Annotated in this window: 13 protein-coding genes; 10 read left to right on the top strand and 3 right to left on the bottom strand. The window is 42.3% G+C overall.

What is annotated here, in order from left to right:
• Positions 1–739 precede the first annotated feature (739 nt).
• A complete protein-coding gene (locus tag ACMQ5W_RS18730) occupies positions 740–2077 on the top strand; it encodes an acetyl-CoA hydrolase/transferase family protein (RefSeq protein WP_148493698.1) in 1338 nt (445 codons plus the stop codon).
• A 55-nt stretch (positions 2078–2132) separates the two neighbouring features.
• Here ACMQ5W_RS18730 and ACMQ5W_RS18725 read toward each other — a convergent pair whose 3' ends face one another.
• Entirely contained in the window at positions 2133–3083 is a 951-nt protein-coding gene (locus ACMQ5W_RS18725; RefSeq protein ID WP_419026500.1) for an AI-2E family transporter, read from the bottom strand.
• 72 nt (positions 3084–3155) lie between these two features.
• Between ACMQ5W_RS18725 and ACMQ5W_RS18720 the strand changes: the two genes are divergently transcribed.
• The 6 genes from ACMQ5W_RS18720 to ACMQ5W_RS18695 all read left to right on the top strand — a co-directional run bounded on the left by ACMQ5W_RS18720 (position 3156) and on the right by ACMQ5W_RS18695 (position 13428).
• Positions 3156–5339, top strand: a complete 2184-nt coding sequence (locus tag ACMQ5W_RS18720; RefSeq protein ID WP_419026499.1) for a peptidase U32 family protein — start codon at positions 3156–3158, stop codon at positions 5337–5339.
• 218 nt (positions 5340–5557) lie between these two features.
• Positions 5558–7789 (top strand): formate C-acetyltransferase, encoded by a 2232-nt coding sequence (gene pflB, locus ACMQ5W_RS18715; protein WP_419026498.1) that lies wholly within the window; start codon positions 5558–5560, stop codon positions 7787–7789.
• 13 nt (positions 7790–7802) lie between these two features.
• The gene (gene pflA, locus ACMQ5W_RS18710) at positions 7803–8513 is read left to right on the top strand and encodes a pyruvate formate-lyase-activating protein (protein WP_419026496.1); all 711 of its coding nucleotides are present in this window, start codon (positions 7803–7805) and stop codon (positions 8511–8513) included.
• A gap of 312 nt (positions 8514–8825) precedes the next feature.
• Entirely contained in the window at positions 8826–10115 is a 1290-nt protein-coding gene (locus ACMQ5W_RS18705) for a radical SAM protein (RefSeq protein WP_419026494.1), read from the top strand.
• A gap of 240 nt (positions 10116–10355) precedes the next feature.
• Entirely contained in the window at positions 10356–12020 is a 1665-nt protein-coding gene (locus ACMQ5W_RS18700) for an ABC transporter ATP-binding protein (RefSeq protein WP_419026493.1), read from the top strand.
• Positions 12021–12036: 16 nt separating this feature from the next.
• Positions 12037–13428, top strand: a complete 1392-nt coding sequence (locus ACMQ5W_RS18695) for a pyridoxal phosphate-dependent aminotransferase (protein WP_419026492.1) — start codon at positions 12037–12039, stop codon at positions 13426–13428.
• Positions 13429–13497: 69 nt separating this feature from the next.
• Here the strand turns inward: ACMQ5W_RS18695 and ACMQ5W_RS18690 are convergent, their stop codons facing one another.
• A complete protein-coding gene (locus tag ACMQ5W_RS18690; protein WP_419026491.1) occupies positions 13498–15105 on the bottom strand; it encodes a Na+/H+ antiporter NhaC family protein in 1608 nt (535 codons plus the stop codon).
• 311 nt (positions 15106–15416) lie between these two features.
• Here ACMQ5W_RS18690 and ACMQ5W_RS18685 point away from each other — a divergent pair, with 311 nt between their 5' ends.
• From ACMQ5W_RS18685 to ACMQ5W_RS18675, 3 genes are all read left to right on the top strand, one after another.
• On the top strand, positions 15417–16706 hold the full coding sequence (locus ACMQ5W_RS18685; RefSeq protein ID WP_419026490.1) for a radical SAM protein: 1290 nt from the start codon (positions 15417–15419) through the stop codon (positions 16704–16706).
• A 236-nt stretch (positions 16707–16942) separates the two neighbouring features.
• Complete coding sequence (locus ACMQ5W_RS18680; protein WP_419026488.1) at positions 16943–18613, top strand: ABC transporter ATP-binding protein; 1671 nt, start codon at positions 16943–16945, stop codon at positions 18611–18613.
• 8 nt (positions 18614–18621) lie between these two features.
• A complete protein-coding gene (locus ACMQ5W_RS18675) occupies positions 18622–20028 on the top strand; it encodes a pyridoxal phosphate-dependent aminotransferase (protein ID WP_419026487.1) in 1407 nt (468 codons plus the stop codon).
• Between the two features lie 103 nt (positions 20029–20131).
• On the opposite strand, the gene ACMQ5W_RS18670 is transcribed toward ACMQ5W_RS18675, so the two are convergent.
• On the bottom strand, positions 20132–21352 hold a 1221-nt coding region (locus ACMQ5W_RS18670; RefSeq protein ID WP_419026486.1), incomplete at its 5' end, for a Na+/H+ antiporter NhaC family protein.

The following is a 21352-nucleotide window of genomic DNA, read 5'->3' as shown; positions in this document are numbered from 1 at the left end:
AAAATGTCCCGTACATTTTTTCCGGCGTGATCAACTGCGGACTGCCATAACCCGAAAACCCGCCTTGTCAGTCCGCAAAGGCAAAGATAAGAGAAAAATGTCCCGCACATTTTTTCTGGCGTGATCAACTGTGGACTGTTTTGCCCCGAAAACCCGTCTTGTCAGTCCGCAAAGGCAAAGGCGAGAGAAAAATGTTCCGTACATTTTTTCTGGCGTGATCAACTGCGGACTGCCGTAACCCGAAAACTCACCTTGTCAGTCCGCAAAGGCATATATACTATGTCGTCTTCAGCAAAGTAGAGACACATAGTGCAGAAGAAATCGAGCATTGTTCAGAAAATTTTTAAAGTATACATACCAGTCTATTGACTTATAGAGTCAATTTGCTATAATTAGTATCGTATAATGTTAACAATTTAACAAGGCAGGGTATGAAGGTGTTTCAAAGGCTAGCGTCATAGCAGAGAATATCGTTCTATATTCGTAAGATCGGTAAGATCTAGAGGGAATGCTAAATAGAAGAATGCTCATCGCAATGACTGCCTGCAAAAGCAGAATCGTATCTGAAAAATTTGGGAATGTGTACTGTGCGGGCACCAGACGGATATCCCAAACAATGCGCTTAAAAGCTTAAATTTCAATGTATACATAGAAATTGCATTGACTTTTATGCACGATTTGTTATAATTATAACTAATCGCCGTTAACAATTTAACCAATAAGAAAGGAAACCACTATTATGGGTATTTATGATGAGTACAAGGCCAAGCTGCGTACAGCAGAGGAAGCTGTCAAGCTTGTAAAAGATGGAGATTGGGTAGACTACAGCCAGACTTGTTCCTTCCCGGCAGCACTGGATGCAGCCTTAGCTGCTAGAAAGGACGAGTTGAGAGACGTCAAGGTGAGACATGCAATTTCCATGAAGCCTGTTCAGGTCGTAGAGCAGGATCCCGAAGGAGAAGCATTTACATATAATTTATGGCATTTTTCAGGATTGGATCGTAAATATGCGGGGAAAGGTAATACCTACTATGAACCGATGCTGTTCAGAAACTGCGGCTCTTATTATACCAGAGGCTTTGCCAAGGTAAACGTGGCGATGATTACAGTGACACCGATGGACCGGCAGGGTAACTTCAACTACGGATTGACTAATTGCTGCATGCAGGAAATGCTGGACAATGCAGACCACATCATTTTGGAAGTCAACGAGAATATGCCGGTAATCTTCGGAACGCAGTCCGACCATATTCATATTTCGCAGGTAGATTATGTGGTGGAGAATCATTGCCCGATTGGCATTGCACCAACTGCACCAGCCAGCGATATCGATAAGAAAATCTCGGAATATATTTTCCCATATCTACAAGACGGCATTACCTTGCAGCTGGGAATCGGCGGTATGCCGAATGCCCTGGGAACTCTGATTGCGGATTCCGACCTCAAGGATCTGGGTATGCACACTGAGTTGATGTCAGATGGCTATCTGAAACTGTATCAATCAGGAAAGATGACTGATAAGAAAAAAGAGCTGAATACAGGAAAAGGTATCTTCTCTATCTGTAATGGTTCTACAGAGTTGTATGAGTTTTTGGATCACAATCAGGATATTTTATCAGCACCGATGCACTATGTCAATGATCCTTGCACCATCAGACAGTTCAAGAAATTCGTTTCTATCAACAGCTGCATTTCCATGGACCTTTATGGACAGGTATGCTCAGAAACAGCTGGAACCCGCCACATCAGCGGCACAGGCGGACAGCTTGACTTTGTTACAGGCGCGTACATGTCCGAGCAGGGCAAGGCGTTCCTGGCGATGCCTTCTGTACATAAGAACAAGGATGGCAGCATGACGTCTAACATCATTGGCAAATTTACCAATGGCGACGTTATTACGACGCCGAGAACACAGGCTCCGTACATGGTAACAGAATATGGTGTAGCGTGCCTGTCAGGGCTGACATGCTGGGAGAGAGCAGAAGCCATCATAAATATCGCGCATCCAGATTTCCGCGATGATTTGATCAAAGCTGCGGAAGAACAGAATATTTGGCGCAAGAGCAACAAGAGATGACATTACGTTTACATACAGAAAGCTGTCCAGCAATGGGCAGCTTTTTCAATTCACCTTATTGTTCTTCTGCCCATTTGCAAATCAAGACACGGATCACTCCGGCCACTGGCACTGCCAGTACCATCCATAGAAGGCCTCCGAAGTAACCGGCAATGGAGACGGCAGTTAAGACGAAGAGGGGATGCAGACCGGTGGACTTGCCGATGATACGTGGATAGATGAAGTTGCATTCCACCTGTTGGACGGCAAAGAGTGCAATGGCCGCTAGTATGGCTTTGGAAATGCCTCCGTCGGCCATGCCTGCCAATACCGCCGGTATGATTCCAATAATGGGGCCGAAATAGGGAATTACGTTAGCAATGCCAGCAAAACAGCCGATAAAGACGGCGAAGTCTATACCGATGGATGCCAGAGCGAGGGAAGATAAGAATGCGACAATGACAGAATCGACAAAGACACCCCGCAGGAATGCTGAGATTACATCGTTAATCTCAAAGAGGATTTCTCTGACCATCCCATGTACCTTTTGCCCCAGAAGGAGGTGCATGGTTTTATTCATCAGACGCAAGAAGAAGTCTTTGTCTTTGAGAAGATAGATTCCGGCAATCATACCAATAAGGAATTTTACCGCACCACCGCCAAAACTTTGGAGTAAATGGCTGATGTTGGGGCCTTTGATGGAAAACCCGAAAAGCTCATTGAGGACGCCTTTGTACTGGTTATAATAGGACTGCAGAGAGGAAATGGCTTCCTGCAGTGATCCTGTAGCCATCTTGCCGGCGATGATATCAGCAAAACCCCATATTAAAAATGTAATCGCTGCAATCACTGCCAGATAGGAGAGAATGACGCAGAGAAATCTCTTGCCGGAAAATTTTCTTTCCAGGTAATCGACAAAAGGGTCTAAAATATATGCAATTGTGATGCCGATACAAAGTGGTATCAGTGCATGACGCAATAAAAAAATGGCCAGCAGCAGAACGAAGATCATTAGAATTTTTAACATAGTTGCCAGAACCTCCTGGAAATAGTATGATGTAAATAGTGAAAAATTATTGAAAGAATAGGAACGAATTTTATGAAAAAATGTGAACTGTTGGTTCCGGCAGGAGGAGAAAAGCAATTTATCGCGGCAGTTGAAAATGGTGCCGATGCGATTTATGTAGGCGGCAGATCGTTTAATGCCCGCATCAACGCAGGAAACTTTGACAATAACGAATTGACGAGGGCCGTAGACTTTGCCCACAAAAGAGGGGTGAGGGTCTATGTGACCATGAATACGCTCATTGCTGACGAGGAAATGGATGAGGCGCTCCAATATGTCTTGTTTCTCTATGAGATCGGCGTGGATGCTTTGATTGTACAGGATGCAGGCCTGGGTGCCGTTGTCAGAGAGAACCTGCCCGACTTTCCGCTGCACCTGTCAACACAGGCCAGTGTCTATGACCTTCGGGGCGCAAAGATGGCGGGGCATTTGGGTTATGAAAGAGTCGTTCTGGCTAGAGAGTTGTCCTTGAACGAAATTGAAGAGATTTGTCAGAACACAGAAATAGAAATCGAGGTCTTTGTTCACGGTGCACTGTGCATCTGCTATTCAGGGCAGTGCCAGATGAGTCGTCATTTCGGCGGCAGAAGCGGAAACAGAGGACAGTGTGCCCAGCCTTGCAGGCTGCCATATAAATCCTTCGATGAGGACGGCAGATTGATGAAAACTTTTCAATATCCGCTCAGCCCCAAAGATCTCTGCTTACTTGATCATATCGGCGAACTGGTTGAGGCCGGCGCAGCCTCTCTGAAAATTGAAGGGCGCATGAAATCGCCGGAGTATGTGGCCATTGTCACTTCCATCTACAGAAAGTATTTGGATCAGTATTATGAGAAGGGCAGTGATACCGTCACGGCCGAAGATCGGGAAGCGCTGGAACAGATTTTCAATCGAGGAGGTTTTACAGAAGGCTACTTCTACGAAAATCCAGGCAGGGAGCTGATGGCAGGAGAGATTCCAAAACATCGCGGTATAAAGATTGGCAAAGTAGTGAAGATGGTGCAGGGAAGCAGTTTGATTGATGTCAAATTATATCATAAATTGTCGATAGGCGATGGCGTTGAAATACAAGGAAAAAACGTGACAGGCAATGTGGTTACCTATTATAAAGAGCTAAAAAGCGGTCTCACCCGCATCGGAGATCTGAAAGGTCATGTAGAGCACGGGGACCCTCTATACAAAATTTCCTCCAAAGAGCAGCTTTCGTCGGCCAGAAGGACCTTTGAAAACAAAACCTTTGAAGAAGGAAAATATCTGCGCAGAACGCCGGTGGATATGGCTTTTTTCTGTGACGATGAGGGTTTCGCCCGGCTGACCCTGCACAGCGCCTTGTGTGATGAAGAAATCACGGTGAAGGAAGGTCCTTTTGAAAAGGACTGTGAGCATATTGTGGAGACAGGCCGAGTCGAGAAGGCGCTGCGGAAAACCGGCAACACACCCTTTGTGGTCGGAAAACTTCAGGTTCAAGATGGTATCGACAGGAAAATGCAAATATCGTCAATAAACGATATGAGGAGGAGGGCCTTGGAACAGTTGGAACAGGCCTTAGTGCTGCGGCGCTGCGGAGGGAATTTTCCGGGATATTTGATGAGTGAAGAAGGTCACGACAATACCCTCGAATTTTACTTTTATGACTGGGATTCCTTTTCTAACTATGTGATGCCTGACGATCTCAAGGCTCTGGATGTGGACAAGGTAGCTGTGATTCCTTTGGTCGAGTATGAGCGCCATTACACAGAAATTCCCCAAGCGAAGATGGTACTTCCATATATCACGAATATCACCAAGGGCAAAGAAGATCAGTTTATCGAGGAACATTTTGATGCTATCTGTGAGCATTATAAAGACAGGGGAATTTATATCGGAAACCTGGGCTGGCTGCAGGCGTTTCTGGAAGCGAAAGTGCCGGTTTATGGAGATTACGGCCTGAACGTGTGCAATGCTTTTTCACGAGGGCTTTATCGTTCTCTGAAGCTGAGACATTGCATTGACAGCCTGGAGACACTCGATGATGGGCTGGGGGCGTTTCCTCTGATGATTTCTGAATACGAGCCGCAAGGTTTGCGACTGATTGACCGAAAAAAAGAACGGATCAAAATTGTGAGACGAGATTTCAGCAGTCAGGTCATTTTGACCCTAGAAGAGAAAAGTGTTGATGTAGAACAGATAAAAAGAATGATTTCCGAAGGAAAACGAATAATAAGGATATATTGTTAGATACGTATCGAACGATAATTGAGAAATATGGAAAAAACATAAAAATTTCGGGCGATGGTGTTGACGAAAGACTGCTCTTTACGGTAGTATAAAATAGAAATAACGGTTACCGTCGGTAAGTAAATACGATCCGCTGTCGTAACCGTAATTTTTTGGCAGAATACATTAATACGTTAATCGGATAAAGTGTTGAAAGAGGAAAAGGAGAACAGAAGTAAATGGAGAGAGCATGGGAAGGTTTTAAAAAAGGAGTATGGGTTGATACGGTCAATGTGGATGATTTTATCAATTTAAATTACACACCTTATGATGGGGACGAAAGTTTCCTGCAGGGTCCGACAGCGAGGACGACAGAATGTAACGAAAGAGTCAAGGAACTGCTGGTAGAAGAAAGAAAAGCTGGCGGAACATTGAAGGTTGATTCCAGCAAAATCATGAGAATCAACTCCTTTGATCCGGGATACATTATCGAAGGGAAAGACTTGATCGTGGGACTACAGACCGATGAACCGCTAAAGAGAGGCATCTGTCCTTTTGGCGGCATCAAAATGGTAAGAGAAGAACTGGCTGAATACGGACAGAAACTGCCAGAAGAGATTGACCACATGTTCAACTACATTACGACTCATAATGACGGCGTATTCAAGGCTTACTCTCCAGAAATGAGGCAAGTACGCCACTTAGGTTATATCACAGGCCTTCCTGATGCTTATGGCAGGGGAAGAATCATTGGCGATTATCGCAGATGCGCCCTTTACGGCATTGACCGTCTCATTCAGCAGAAGCAACAGGATCACGACGAAATTTCTTCCCGTCCGATCATGAGTGAAGATAACATCAGACTGGCCGAAGAAGTTTCTAATCAAATCGTTGCGCTGAAAGAAATAAAGAAAATGGCGCAGCGGTACGGATACGACATCTCTGGACCGGCGACCGATGTCAGAGAGGCGATTCAGTGGACTTATTTCGCATACCTGGCCGGTATCAAAGAGGAGAACGGCGCCGCCATGTCAATCGGCAGAATCTCTACGTTCCTCGACATTTATGCAGAACGCGACCTGGCAGCCGGAAGATATACGGAAGAACAGATCCAGGAATTTATCGACGATTTTATTTTGAAATTAAGAGTTGCCAGACATCTTAGAACCAGTGAATATAACGAACTCTTTGGCGGCGATCCGATGTGGATTACAGAAGGCCTGGCAGGGATGGGTTCAGACGGCAGACATCGAGTTACAAAAAATACTTACAGAGTTTTAAATACTCTTTACAACCTGGGATCTGCACCGGAACCGAACTTGACGGTTCTCTGGGCAAAGGGCCTGCCGGCATCTTTTAAGAAATTCTGTGCCCAGGTGTCCATCGATACAGACTCCATCCAGTACGAGAATGACGATAAGATGAGACCACATTATGGGGATGACTATTCTATTGCCTGCTGTGTATCAGCCATTCAAATGGGACAGCAGATGCAGTTCTTTGGCGCAAGATGTAATTTGGCAAAATGTTTACTCCTCGCCATCAATGGAGGTATCGATGAGAGAAGCGGTGAACATGTGGGCCCGCAGATGGAATCCATGGGTGACGGCCCTCTGGAGTACGAAGAGGTGTGGAGAAGGTACAACATCTATCTTGAGTGGCTGCTGAGCATCTACGCCAGAATCATGAATATCATCAATTTCATGCACGACAAATACGACTATGAGAAGTCGCAGATGGCATTTCTTGACTCGGAAGTGAAGAGACTGATGGCTTTTGGCGTTGCAGGTCTTTCTGTAGCGGCAGATTCACTGTCAGCGATTAAGCACGCCAAGGTTATGCCGATTAGAGACGAGAATGGTATTATTGTCGACTTCAAAACGGAAGGTGAATTCCCGAAATACGGCAATGACGATGACAGAGTAGATAACATCGCCGTGGCTATCACGGAAAAAGCTATCACGGAACTGAGAAAACAGCCAGCTTATCGTAATGCGGTGACGACGCTTTCTGTATTGACCATTACATCGAATGTAATGTACGGCAAAAAGACTGGCAATACCCCTGATGGAAGAAGGGCAGGCATGCCATTTGCTCCCGGTGCTAATCCGATGCACGGCAGAGACGACACAGGTGCGGTCGCTTCTCTGAACTCTGTAGCAAAATTGGATTGGAATACTTGTCAGGATGGTATCTCCAACACCTTCAGCATTACACCTGATTCTCTGGGCAAGGACATGGAGAGCAGAAAAGAGACCCTGGTCAAGCTGCTGGCAGGATATTTTGGGCAGGGGGCACACCACCTCAATGTCAATGTCCTCAACCGAGAGCTTTTGCTTGACGCCTACGATAATCCGGACAAATATCCGAGCCTGACCATCAGAGTATCCGGTTATGCTGTTCGTTTTAACGCTCTGTCAAGAGCGCATCAGAAGGAAGTCATCGAGAGAACCTTCCACGAAGCCCTATAGGAGCGTTAGAGAAATGAACAAAGGCAGACTGCACTCGATAGAAACCTTTGGCGCGGTGGATGGACCTGGTATTCGTACCGTATTTTTCCTCCAGGGCTGTCCGGCCAGATGTGCATATTGTCACAACCCGGACACGTGGGACCCTTGCAGAGGCAGAGAAGTCGATCTTGATGAGATTGTCAGCCGCGCAAAACGAGGCAAACCATATTATGGCGAGGACGGCGGAGTGACATTCTCCGGCGGCGAACCGCTGCTGCAAGGCAAATTTCTCTTTGAAGCGATCAAAAGTTTGCATGCAGAAGGCATTGGCAGCGCTATTGATACCAGCGGAACCTATTTTGATGAAGATTCTGAGTCTGCAATCGCAGAGGCGGATTTGGTTCTTCTCGATATCAAGCATACTGATGGGACAGTTTTCAAAGAACTCACCGGGCGCGGACAAGAATCGCTGTTCAGGCTGATCGAAGTGGTCAATCGTTTGGAAAAACCGATTTGGATCAGACAAGTCATCGTGCCGGGGCTGAATGATACGCAAGAGTATATTGTGGCGCTGAATGATTTTCTGACGAACATTGAGACTATCAGAAAAGTAGAGTTGCTCGGATATCATAACATGGCTGAGAGTAAGTATGAAAAGCTGGGGATCGAGTATAAACTCAAGGGGCTCGCGCCGATGAGCAGTGAAAAGCTGGAGGCACTGAGCGAGTTGATTATCCGGATTTGAATCCATTCGATGTGTTTATAACTTGAGATAATATAAACTGAATTATATAAGAGTAGAATTTCATTAGAATGGAATCCTGCTCTTTTTTATGTAAAAAAGACTCTTACCATGGAAAAGAAACAGGTGGTTTAGTTTAATGAATATATAAAAGGTACATTAGTAAATTAGGTTGATTTAAAGCAGAATGCTAAAATATTTAGAAAAATATTATAATTCTGACAAATAAGCAACTAAAAAATTATGATAATAGTATAATTAGTAAACAATACTAAAATATATATTTTATCACCTTTGTAATAAAAGGAGTACATAATGAAAGAATCAAGATATAATATCAGCGTGGAACATAACGGTAAGTACCTGATGTTCAACAGCCGGACGATAGCCACTGCAGTCTTGGACAGACCGGCGTTAGACATATTGGATGCAGTTCGTCAAGGAATCGAGATAGAAAAGACTGATTTAGTGAAGGAAATGAAAAGAGTTGGATTTTTAGTAGATGATGATGCTGATGAACTACAGCAACTTGAGATGAATTATAACTTGGGTAAATACGAAAAAGACGGGTTAGGATTGGTTATAGCACCAACCATGGCTTGTAACTTTGTATGTCCGTATTGTTTTGAAGGAACACAGAAGGGCATCATGTCAGAAGAACTTCAAAATAAAATCATTTCTATAGTATCAGACTTTGCAGAGAACGGTCAAAATATCAACATAACTTGGTTTGGGGGAGAACCCCTTTTAGCCAAGGAAACCATCTACAGCATGTCAGAGCAGTTAATTGAAATCTGCCAGAGGGAGAAGGTAGATTATGAGGCAGGGATGATTACAAATGGATATCTTTTGGACGAAGAAACTGTTCTAAAGTTAAAAGAATATAAGTTGTCCTCCATGCAAATTACCCTGGATGGGCTTTCGGAGACACATAACAAGAAGCGGAAATTAAAAAATAACAGCGAAGTGCCGACCTTTGATCGTATTTTAGAGAATATACTTCTCGTAAAAAAACTCAAAATTGATGTAGCAATACGAATCAATATGGACAAGGACACACAAAGGGAACTAGAGCAGCTTCTGGAACTAATGACTGAAAATGGTTTGGGTGAAGACCTCTATCTAGGTCACTTGCAAGCAAATACTGATAGCAGTAAAGAATTTGCCGAGAATTGCCTGAATACGGAAGAATTCGCTTGTGTGTGTGCAGACTTTGAAAACCTGCTGTTTTCTAAAAATCTGCAGACCGATTATCCAGCACCAACGCGCATAGGTTGTGGTGCAGATTATCTTTATTCGTATGTCATTGATGCAGACGGAGAGATGTATAAATGTTGGAATGATATTGGTATCAAGGCGAACAGTATTGGGAATATATGTGCGCTGGAAGAGTTCAGCCAATTAATGCAAAATCCTAACAAGAATTATACCGAGTATTTGACGTGGTCTCCCTTTAAATTTGAAAAATGTAGAGAATGCTCGATCTTGCCAATTTGCATGGGAGGATGTCAATATAATGGACGACAAGCAGGAGAGCCAATCTGTGAGAACTGGAAATACGAGTTAGAGAAATATATTAAATTAAAATGTGATGCATTTAATTAACGATAATACAGAACGTATTATAAACATTTGAAGAAAGGAGGGGAATGTGATGAAGGTGATCGTAGAACCAGCTGAAACTAGCGTAAAAATGGCTATCTGTATAACGGTTGCAACTCCAGGATGCAGTCACAAATGCAAAGTTTACTAGAATGATAACGTGAAGGCAGGGCAGTGTATGAATCCGGTTTTTTGCTCATACGCTGCCTCCTGCTTCAAGAGGAGAATAGGGAGTGTTACATAATGAAATTACGTGGTAGTGGGACTTTTCTACAAGCGCTAAAGAGGTCCCATCAAATCTCTAAAGAGCACGATGAAACCATGAGTTGGTATTTGATTTTACTAATTGTCTATGCGGGAGTTACACTTTTGCTGCCGCTAGTTACCGTATATGTGATAGATGCTTTAGTGGAAACAAAAAATTTCCTTCAGTTTCTCTTATTGGCTTTTTTATTTCTTTCAATTAATATATCCAAAGCGATTCTACGTGCAATCATCAATATCTATACATCTAAAAGAGAGTTTCAATATGGGAAGAAATTAGAAAAAATCTCTATGGATTATTTCTTTGAAAAAAATGGTGAATTTTATATTAAGAATAAGACCGGCGATATGATGGAAGTAATCATGGAAGATAATATGGAGGTAGCCTCTTTCACATATCAAGTATACAGAACGATAGCGGATCTTACAACTTCATTGGCTATTCTCGCAATGCTGATGTATCTACAGTGGGATCTGGTATTGATCTTACTGCTATTTCTTCCTTTTATTCTCTTGGTTCAAAACAATTTGGAATGGAAGTTGGATGATTATTATACCAAGTTGCGGGAAGGAATGGCGCGAGAAAATTCATTGACAGAAGAATTTGTTTCAAATGCGGCGTTGATTGCCTCTCACGGTATCAAAAAAAAGTGCAGAAGAAAATATGAACATATGTTAAACGATTTGGCCTTGACTTATAAAAAGATTGTAACCCTCTCCCATGTCAGTTATGGTGTGCTAGAAGGATTCATTATTCTGTCTATTGCTGCAGCGATGGCTTACGAGGGATATAAAATTTTTCAAGGGATGTCAACTATCGGTATATTGGTGGCCTTTATACAGTACTCAGATTTTTTAATTGAACCCGGCAGAGTTGTTGCTGAGCTGCGTGTCCAGGGCAATAAACTCATGCCGTCTTTGCGGAGGATTGATAAGATTTACCATACTGCTGAAACCTGTGGAGGAAAGGAAACACCCGTATTTAAAAATTTTGATATAGCATTTCAGAATATGGGTTTTTGTTATCCGACAGGTAAAAAAATCTTTGAGCATGTACAGATAAAAATGGAATCGGGCAAGACGCATGTCGTTGTTGGTGCCAGCGGACAAGGAAAAACGACAATGATTCATCTAATTACAGGTCTCTGGGATACGACGGAAGGAATGCTGTCTATTGGCGGACATGCTGTTAATGATATCAATTTGGATTATTTGCGTGAACATATTGCCCTGGTTTCCCAGGACAACTTGTTTTTTAATGAGACAATTAGGGACAATCTGGTCGAGGAGCAGGATCAACATACGGATGAAGAACTTTTTTGTGCGTTGAAAAAAGCCGGCATGCTGGAGGAAGTCATGGACATGTCTGGGGGATTGGATACAGAGCTAGGGGATAGAGGGTATACGCTTTCTGGTGGACAACGGCAACGGCTGGCTATTGCCAGGGCATTGCTGAAGGATGCACCAATTATTATCTTTGATGAACCGACTTCAGCCCTGGACGAAGGGACGGAGCGCATCATCTTCGACACCATCAAAGCGCTAAGGAACAAAACTGTTCTCGTCATCACCCATAGAAAAAGCTTCATGGACATTGGTGACTATATGTATCAAATTATTGACCAGGATATCCGGCCCGTGTAATTTTAAGGAGGAAAAGATGAGATATAGAATGCAAAATGATGAGTCATGGGATCCGAACCTATTTTTATCAAAAGAGTTTATAATCCATGGGAAAGTGTTCTATTTACCGGTGAGGGACGATTATATGATGCTTTCTTCAGGTGTTAATCATCTTCCCGTACCAACAATATGGAAGGAGACTATGCAGAAGGAAATTGAAGAAGATTTCTTGTTTCAACAATATACCTCTTTGGATGGATTTCAAACGGTGAAATATGCAGCTATTCTCTACGAGCGGTTCCTGTACTCAAGAGGAAATATATTCCTCAAAGCGGACATTGAAGCCTGTATGACGATTGGAGCGAGTCAAGCCGCCGATTTAGCTCTTGCATACCTCCATGACATTGGTAAGAAGAAGATTTTATTAGTCGGGATGACGTATCCTCTTTATATGACTCTTGCTAGTGAATATGGTTATCAGCTTCAAGAGAGCCGGTCTGCTTTATCAAACAAAGATATGCCTACAGTGATTGAACTGAAAAAGGATATTGGAACGTTCGAACCTGATGTCCTCGTATTTTCCTATCCATGCAATCCATCTGGTGAAAAATACACGGATGAAGAACTCGATGAGATTATGCAAACATTGCATCAAAAAGGAATTTACTGCATCTTTGATTGCGTTTGTAATATCATCATGTCTGGAAAAGAGGTGACTGTGCCAGAGCCGTTTATTTTAAAAAACAGAATGCTGGAAAAGAGCATTATTGTTACATCTTTTTCTAAAACTGAAAGTGTCCCTGGATTCAGAATCGGTTATATTGCTGGTTGCTACGATCTGATGCAGTTTGTTAGATTAAAGCAAGTAAGTATCATGAATCCGCCCAATATGCCAACAATTGCTGTCTGGCTTACATTGCTTTTTCGCTGTTTGTATTTGAGTGAGCAATATGGGCAGACGGAAAAAGAAAGAAAAAGACTCATTTGTTGCTTTAAGCGAATATTTTTTTCTACTACAGTGTTATGTTCCCAGGTCATTAGAAACTATGTATCGGAATTAATAGATCAACGTCTATTGGATGAATATGAGAAATACAAAGAAGAAATGCTTGCTCAGGAAAAAATTTTTGTTTCTAATAAGGAGTATGTGGAAACAAGATTACTCTTTTTTTTGGATGGTTCCACGCGGATGGACGGAGGTTTTAACTATTTAGTTAAATTGAAGCCTTGTCATAACATTACCGAATTGGATTTTTGTGAAGATCTAATTCAGAAAACTGGGATTGCAGTATTCACGGAATCGGGCTTTGCGCTGAAAAAGGCAAAGGAAAATGATTATTGGGTGCGGATTTCCCTAGCTGCACCTATTGAATTGTTCCGCAAGACAATTGACAGGCTGTATCTCTATTTATCAGAATTAGAAAGTTAATAACAATTTAAAAATGGTGATGCAGATTTCTGCCTCACCATTTTGTAGTTTTTTCTATTCATTTATCGATTAAGCATCCATACTTTGCAAAGCATCCGTATTATCTTTTTGTCTTCGTTCCAGAATTTTTTCATATTCTTCATCGCTCATCTTCTCCATTGAGATTCCTGTAAATCCGTAGAAAATGGATACGAGAGGATTTATCCAGCATAGGATGGCATAAGGACCATAACCGCCTGCACCCCACTGAGAGACACCGAGGAAGGTGCTCATGGTAGCGCCGCAGGTGTTCCATGGCACCAGGTTTGATGTGAGCGTTCCGGAGTCCTCCAGGCATCGGGATAGATTCTTTGGAGCCAGTTTTCTATCTTCATAAGCCTCTCTGAACATACGTCCTGGCAATACCAGAGAGAGGTATTGGTCGCCGGCGATGATATTCATAAAGATACAGCTGAATACTGTTACGGTTACCAGAATGCCCGTATTTTTTGCTAATTTCAGCAGTGCGCCAGCCAGGGTTCCCAGCATGCCAGAAGCGTCCATGATGCCACCGAAACACATCGCACAGATAATCAGATTAATCGTCCACATCATGGAATTCATGCCGCCTTTCTCATTGATTAAAGCACCGATATTGTATTCTCCTATAACGGCAGATCTAAAACCCTCGCTAGATGCAGCGGTCGCAAAATCTCCGTTGTCCATCCTTAGTACTGAGACAGGATCCATATTCAGGGTATCGGCAGCGGCTTGAAATACGTGACTGAAATGATCAACACTATATCCGTAATGAAGGATTTCCGGCCAGTCAGATAGCGGAATACCCTGAAATATTGAACCGACAATGCAGCCGAGGACAATACCGCCCATGAGGCCCGGCAGTGCGGGCAGCTTTAATGCTACAATCAGAATGACCATCAGAGGAGGAACCAGCAGTGCAGGATTGATTTTAAAGTTGGCCAGTAACGCTGTTTGCATATCATCTACGATTGCCATATCTGCCTTGCCTGATGCCTGCAATCCTAGAATCATAAAAATAACAAGAGAAATCAGCAATGATGGCGTTACGGTCCAAAGCATGTGTTCGATGTGATCAAAGAGGGCAACCCCTGTCATAGCAGGTGCTAGATTTGTCGTATCAGAGAGAGGTGACATCTTGTCCCCAAAATAAGCGCCGGATACAATTGCTCCAGCTGTCATAGGGATAGAGATGCCCAGTCCTGTACCAACCCCGATTAAGGCGATACCTATCGTGCCGGCTGTCGTCCAGGAAGAGCCGGTGGATAGGGAGATGATGCCACAGAGAATACAGCTGGCCATCAGAAAGATGGACGGCTTCAGAATCATCAAGCCGTAATAAATCATAGCCGGTACAACGCCGGCTGATATCCAGGCGCCAATTAGGGACCCTACCGTAAGCAAGATTAGCATTGCCTGCATGGAGCGGTTAATAGAAGAGAGGATGCCAGCTTCCAGAAATGACCACTTATAACCATTTGCTACGGCTACAAGTGAGGCAAAGCTACAAGAGACAATCAGAGCGATATGGACTTCCCCGTAATCACAACTGAACGCATTGCCGAAAACCTTTCCTAGTATTCCGAGACAATATAGCAAGACAATAATAGTGAATAAGATTGTCACTACACATTGCCACATTGGGATTTTTTTACCCATAAATAAGTCCTCCTTGAAAATGATGTCAAATAAACCCCTGTTGTCCCAATCGCGTCAGTATCCCCATACATTGATATACATGTTATATCATATATCGGAAATTTCTGCAATAAAACATTCTACGAGTTGTATTTCATTAAATAGAAGGGGTGTTAGCGGAGTGTTTTTTGAGAAACTTTAGATAAAAATTAAAAAAAGTTTAATTTAAAAATTTTGAACATTTAGATAAAAGCGATTGTTGCGTAAAGAAAAATATGATATAATTATCTTATGGAGAAGGAATCTAGAGGAGGCTATGATAGGGGTTTGATATGAAAGAATCAAAGTATAACATTTATGTAGAATACAAAGATCAGTATCTTGTGTTTAATAGTAGGACAATTGCAACGGCAGCGTTAGATAAAGAGGCCATTGACATACTGGAGGCTGTAAGACGGGGCGAAAGCATAGAGCAATCTGATCTAGCGAAGCAAATGAAACGAGTAGGATTTTTAGTAGATGATGAGGCCGATGAACTCCAGCAACTAGAAATGAAGTATAACTGGGGTAAATATCAACCGTCAGGATTAGGTCTGGTCATCGCACCTACAATGGCATGTAATTTTGTTTGTCCGTATTGTTTTGAAGGTATGCAAACCGGCATTCTGTCTGAGGAACTTCAAGAAAAAATACTCTCTATGGTATCTGTTTTTGCAAAAGACGGACAGAATGTTGATATCACCTGGTTTGGAGGAGAGCCGCTGCTAGCGAAAGATATAATTTACTGTATGTCAGAGCGAATGATGGAAATCTGTCAGAAAGAACAGGTTTGTTATGAAGCTGGCATTGTTACAAATGGGTATCTCTTGGATGAGGAAACTATTTTAAAACTTAAAAAATATAAAGTGACCTCAATGCAAATAACTTTGGACGGTCTTCACGATACGCATAATAAAAAAAGGCGTCTAAAGAACGGCAGTGGGGAACCTACATTTACAAAGATTATTGAAAATGCAGTTCGTGCGAAAGAACATGAATTTGAGATGGCAATACGTGTTAACGTTGATAAGGAAACGGAAAAAGAATTGGAGCCTCTATTGGATTTTGCAATAGAAAAAGGACTAAGCGAAAATCTTTATTTAGGTCATGTAATAGCCAATACAGATAGCAGTAAGTCTTTCTGTGACAATTGTTTAAGTACTGAAGAGTTTGCACGAACTGCGGTAAAATTTGAAAAGTTGTTATTTAAAGCGAATTTGCCAACGGATTATCCTGTTCCTACTCGCACGAAATGCGGAGCCGATTATCTATACTCTTATGTGATTGATGCAGATGGAGACGTTTACAAATGCTGGAATGATATCGGCATTAAGAAAAACAGTATTGGTAGTCTTAAAAACGCGGAAAGTATTGATGTGTTCATGGAGAACCCGAATTTCAATTATACCAAATACATGACATGGTCACCATTTAATTATGACAAGTGCAGACAGTGTAAATTGCTGCCGTTTTGTATGGGTGGTTGCCCGTATAATGGCATAGGTATCGGAGAACCGATTTGCGAAAACTGGAAATATGAATTAGAGGAATACATAAAGCTGAAATGTGATGCTGTTGACTAGTTAAAGCCCAAGTGCATTATATAAGATTTTTTAAGAAAGGAGGAAGAGACTATGAAGATGATCGTTGAACCGATTTTAGTCGATTGCAAGCAAAAATGTCCGCATTACGACCCGCCTACTTGCAGGCATAAATGTGCAGTATACTAAAACGGAGTAGTAAAAGAAGAGCAGTGTATGCATCCTAGCAGGTTCATACACTGCCTCTTACTTTTAATTATGAAAGAGAGTCATTTGGTATGAAGTTACGAGGCAGTGGAACTTTTACACAGGCGTTAAAGCGAACGCGGCAACTTGCGAAGAAACACGATGCACCAATGAAGGGGTATATGCTGCTGCTTTTTATTTATGCAGGAGCTACTATTTTATTGCCGTTAATAACCGTAAACGTGATTGATGCGTTAGTGCAGGCTGATGATTTCAGACAGTTCTTATTACTTGCGCTGCTGTTTTTTTTCGCAAATATAACAAAAGCTATTTTTCGAGCTGTGATTAATATATATACGACGAGAAGGGAATTTCAGTATGGGAAAGACCTGGAATGGATTTTAATGGATTGCTTCTTCAAAAAAAAGGGAGAGTTTTACATTAAAAATACCACAGGAGACATGATGGAAGTCATTATGGAAGATACCCTTCAGGTAGCGGTGTTTACATATCAGGTTTACAGGACGATAGCTGATTTGGTCAATTCAATAGCAATTCTTGCAGTTTTGGCCTATCTGCAATGGGATTTGGTACTGATACTGCTAGCTTGTTTTCCCTTTATCTTAATTATTCAGAATAATTTGGAGTGGAAGCTCGATGATTGGTACGACAAATTCAGGGCAGAAATGGCACGAGAAAATTCTTTATCGGAAGAATTTATTTCAAATGCAGCTTTGATTGCTGCCCATGGTATTAAGGAAAAGTGCAGACGAAAATACCGCCAAATGCTGATGCAGTTGTCTATGATGTATAAAAAGATTGTAACTTATTCTAATCTTAGTTTTGGGTCATTAGAATGCTTTATCATTTTATCAATTTCTATTGCAATTATATATGAAGGATATAAGATTTTTATGGGAACAGCAACCATCGGCGTTTTAGTTGCATTTATACAATATTCGGATTTTTTAATTGACCCTGGCAGGCTCGTTGCTGCCTTGCGGGTGCAGGGAAACAAACTGATGCCGTCACTCAAGAGATTTGATAAGATTTATTTTGATTCTCAGACGGACAAGGGCGGCGACAAACCGGATTTCAAGAAGTTTGATATTGAATTTAATGACGTTGGTTTTTGCTACCCTACAGGCAAAAGGGTTTTCAAAAATGCTCAAGTCAAAATGGAATCTAACAAAACTCATGTCATCGTGGGCGCCAGTGGTCAAGGCAAAACTACGATGATTCATCTAATTACAGGTCTTTGGGATGCGACCGAAGGTTCACTGAGCATTGGAGGATATCCTGTTGAAACGATAAATTTGGATTATCTGCGAAAACATATTTCTCTCGTTTCACAAGATGATTTGTTTTTTAACGAATCGATTAGAGACAACTTGATGGAAGAGGAAAATCAATATACAGAGGAAGAATTATATACTGCGCTACGAAAGGCGGGAATGCTGGATGAAGTCTTGGAGATGCCTCATAAACTGGATACAGAGTTGGGAGATAGAGGATATTCGCTTTCGGGAGGGCAGAGACAGAGACTGGCGATCACAAGAGCATTGCTAAAAGATGCACCGGTTATTATCTTTGACGAACCGACATCCGCATTGGATGAAGGCACAGAGCGTGTGATTCTTAATACCATTAAAGAGCTGAGTGGTAAAACAATTCTCGTTATTACACATCGGAAAAGTCTGATGGATATCGGGGACTGTATATATGAAATAAATAATCAAAATATTAGACCAATATCGATGTAGGAGTGAAAATGGAAATTTGGAAAGAGAATGAAGGAGGCTGGGATCCTAATAATTTTTTTGATCGTCAGTTTGGGATTCATAGAGAAATATTTTACCTGCCACAAAAGAATAATTACACAGATTTGTCCTCTGGCGTAAATTACCTTCCCATACCGACTATTTGGAAAGAAACTATGCAGAAAGAACTAGAAGAAGATTTTCTGTATCAGCAGTACACCGCTACGACTGGTTTTCAAGCAGTAAAATATGCGGTAAAACTATACGAAAGATTTTTGTATTCAGGAGGGGACATCTTTCTGCAGGCTGATCTTGATGTAAGCATGACAATAGGAGCAAGTCAAGCCATGGATATTGCACTAGATTATCTGCGATCTCTTGGAAAAAGGGAAATGCTTTTAGTTGGCTTAACTTATCCTTTGTACAAAATGTTAGGCGACCAGTATGGATATCAGATCAAGGAAACCCGTTCGGCTTTACCAAACCGGGATATGCCAACGGCAGGAGAATTGATCACCGCAATTGAGACCAAAAAACCCGAGGTCATTGTTTTTAGTTATCCTTGCAATCCATCAGGGGAAACGTATACCGATGAAGAATTAGACTGGATTATGGGTATACTGCACGAAAAAGGGATCCACTGCATATTCGATTGCGTATGTAATATGATTGTTTCGAAAAATGAAGCGGTGTTTCCAGAGGCACATATTATGAAACATCGAATGCTGGAAAAGTGTATCATTGTAAATTCTCTTTCTAAGACGGAGAGTGTACCAGGTTTTAGGATTGGCTATATTGCCGGTGATTATAATTTGATGAACTTTGTCAGAACAAAGCAAGCGATGCTGATGAATCCGCCGAATATACCTGCCATTGCAATATGGATTACGATGCTATTTAGGTGTCTGTATTTAAGTGAACAATATGGTCAGACCGAAAAGGAACGAGAACGGATTATAAAATGCTTTAAGAAAATGTTTATGGCTACAACAGAGTTGTGCTCACAAAACGTGCGCGATTACGTAAAAGAATTAGTGGAAAGACGTATTTGGGACGAATATGAGATGTTTAAATCAGAGGCGCTTGCTAAAGAAAAGACTTTTACATCGAACAAAACATATTTAAGTGAGAAACTTTCCTTCTTTATAATTGGAGAGACACGGATGGATACAGGATTTAATTATTTGATCAAGTTAAATACTTGTAAATGTGTGGGAGAGTTGGAGCTATGCAAAGAACTTCTTCATAAAGCCGGCATTGCTGTTTTTACTGAGTCTGGATTTGCACTAAAACCAGCCAAGGAAGACGATTATTGGATAAGAATTTCTTTAGCATTACCAGAGAAAGAATTTGAAGCTGCTGTAGATAGGATGTATGAGGTGTTGGATGAGATAGGGGGAGAAAGGACGAACATATAGGGGAGCGATGTCAAATGGTGGGATAGAGGCAACAAAACAGAGTGCACAAATGTGCACTCTGTCTTTTATAGATTTTATTCTATTTCTAACGATAAAATAAATGTTATGCTTCCAAAGCTTTCAGAGCTTCTTCTTTTTCTCTCTCTCTCTCTTCCAAAATCTTCGCATATTCTTCTTCCGTCATCTTGGTCATGGTGATTCCAGTAAAGCCAAAGACGATAGATACGACCGGATTAATCCAGTTCAAGACTGCATATGGTATGTATCCGCTGCCTACGCCGAGGAACTTTCTCATAGTCGCGCCACAAGTATTCCAAGGGAAGAAGTTGGATGTAATAGTTCCGGAGTCTTCCAGACATCTGGACAGGTTCTTTGGAGCCAGTCTCATGTCTTCAAATGCTTCCTTGAACATTCTGCCAGGCAGTACCAGTGCTAAGTACTGGTCGCAGCAGATAGCGTTTACGAAGATACAGCTGAATTCTGTTGCCAGAACCAGACCGCCTCTGCCTTTTGCTATCTTCAGCAACAGGTTTGCGAAGGTGCCCATGATACCGGTGCAGTCTACGATGCCGCCGAAGCACATTGCACAGAGGATGATGGAGATGGTCCAGAACATATCCTGCATACCGCCGTTGCCAAGCAGGCTGCTCAGTTCTTGGATTACTGGGGATGCATCCTCAGGAACCTTACCCATGGTGATGCCGTTGTTCATGATGTTGAAGATGTTGTTGATTAGTGTGTCGCCATTGCCGTCGTTCAAAACAGGTTCAATATAGTCCTTGTTCCAGAACATGAACGGTACGCCGATGAATACGCCGCCTAAAAGTGCAGGCAGTGCCGGGAATTTCAAGATAACTGCTACGATAACGAATATTGGTGGCAGCAGAGCCACAACGCTGATTTTTGATGCGCTTTCGATGAATGCCGTGATATCATTGAGCGTCGTCAGGTCCACCTCGTTGGATGAGGAATGCATGAAGCCCATGACGGTGTATGCAACCAAAGCGATAATTAGTGATGCACCGGTGGTATAGACCATGTGCTTGATGTGATCAAACAAAGTAGATCCTGCCATGGCAGGTGCCAGGTTGGTGGTATCGGATAACGGTGACATCTTGTCTCCGAAGTATGCGCCGGATACGACAGCTCCCGCTGTCATGACGTTAGGGAATCCCAAAGCAGTTCCGACGCCAATCAAGGCAACACCCATGGATCCTGCCGTGGACCAGGAAGAACCTGTCGCCAGGGATACGATGGAGCACAGGATACAAGCTGTAACCAGGAATACCTTCGGGCTGATGACCTTGATGCCGAAATACATCAT

This window comes from Emergencia sp. (assembly GCF_048465375.1).
Taxonomy (GTDB): Bacteria; Bacillota; Clostridia; order Peptostreptococcales; family Anaerovoracaceae; genus Senimuribacter.
This window is presented reverse-complemented; position numbering and strand designations above follow the sequence as displayed.

Coding starts and splice junctions, on each gene's coding strand:
- ACMQ5W_RS18695 (WP_419026492.1), top strand. CDS start 12,037: ATGAGATATAGAATGCAAAATGATGAGTCATGGGATCCGAACCTATTT.
- ACMQ5W_RS18720 (WP_419026499.1), top strand. CDS start 3,156: ATGAAAAAATGTGAACTGTTGGTTCCGGCAGGAGGAGAAAAGCAATTT.
- pflB (WP_419026498.1), top strand. CDS start 5,558: ATGGAGAGAGCATGGGAAGGTTTTAAAAAAGGAGTATGGGTTGATACG.
- ACMQ5W_RS18690 (WP_419026491.1), bottom strand. CDS start 15,105: ATGGGTAAAAAAATCCCAATGTGGCAATGTGTAGTGACAATCTTATTC.
- ACMQ5W_RS18675 (WP_419026487.1), top strand. CDS start 18,622: ATGGAAATTTGGAAAGAGAATGAAGGAGGCTGGGATCCTAATAATTTT.
- ACMQ5W_RS18730 (WP_148493698.1), top strand. CDS start 740: ATGGGTATTTATGATGAGTACAAGGCCAAGCTGCGTACAGCAGAGGAA.
- ACMQ5W_RS18680 (WP_419026488.1), top strand. CDS start 16,943: ATGAAGTTACGAGGCAGTGGAACTTTTACACAGGCGTTAAAGCGAACG.
- ACMQ5W_RS18705 (WP_419026494.1), top strand. CDS start 8,826: ATGAAAGAATCAAGATATAATATCAGCGTGGAACATAACGGTAAGTAC.
- pflA (WP_419026496.1), top strand. CDS start 7,803: ATGAACAAAGGCAGACTGCACTCGATAGAAACCTTTGGCGCGGTGGAT.
- ACMQ5W_RS18685 (WP_419026490.1), top strand. CDS start 15,417: ATGAAAGAATCAAAGTATAACATTTATGTAGAATACAAAGATCAGTAT.
- ACMQ5W_RS18700 (WP_419026493.1), top strand. CDS start 10,356: ATGAAATTACGTGGTAGTGGGACTTTTCTACAAGCGCTAAAGAGGTCC.
- ACMQ5W_RS18725 (WP_419026500.1), bottom strand. CDS start 3,083: ATGTTAAAAATTCTAATGATCTTCGTTCTGCTGCTGGCCATTTTTTTA.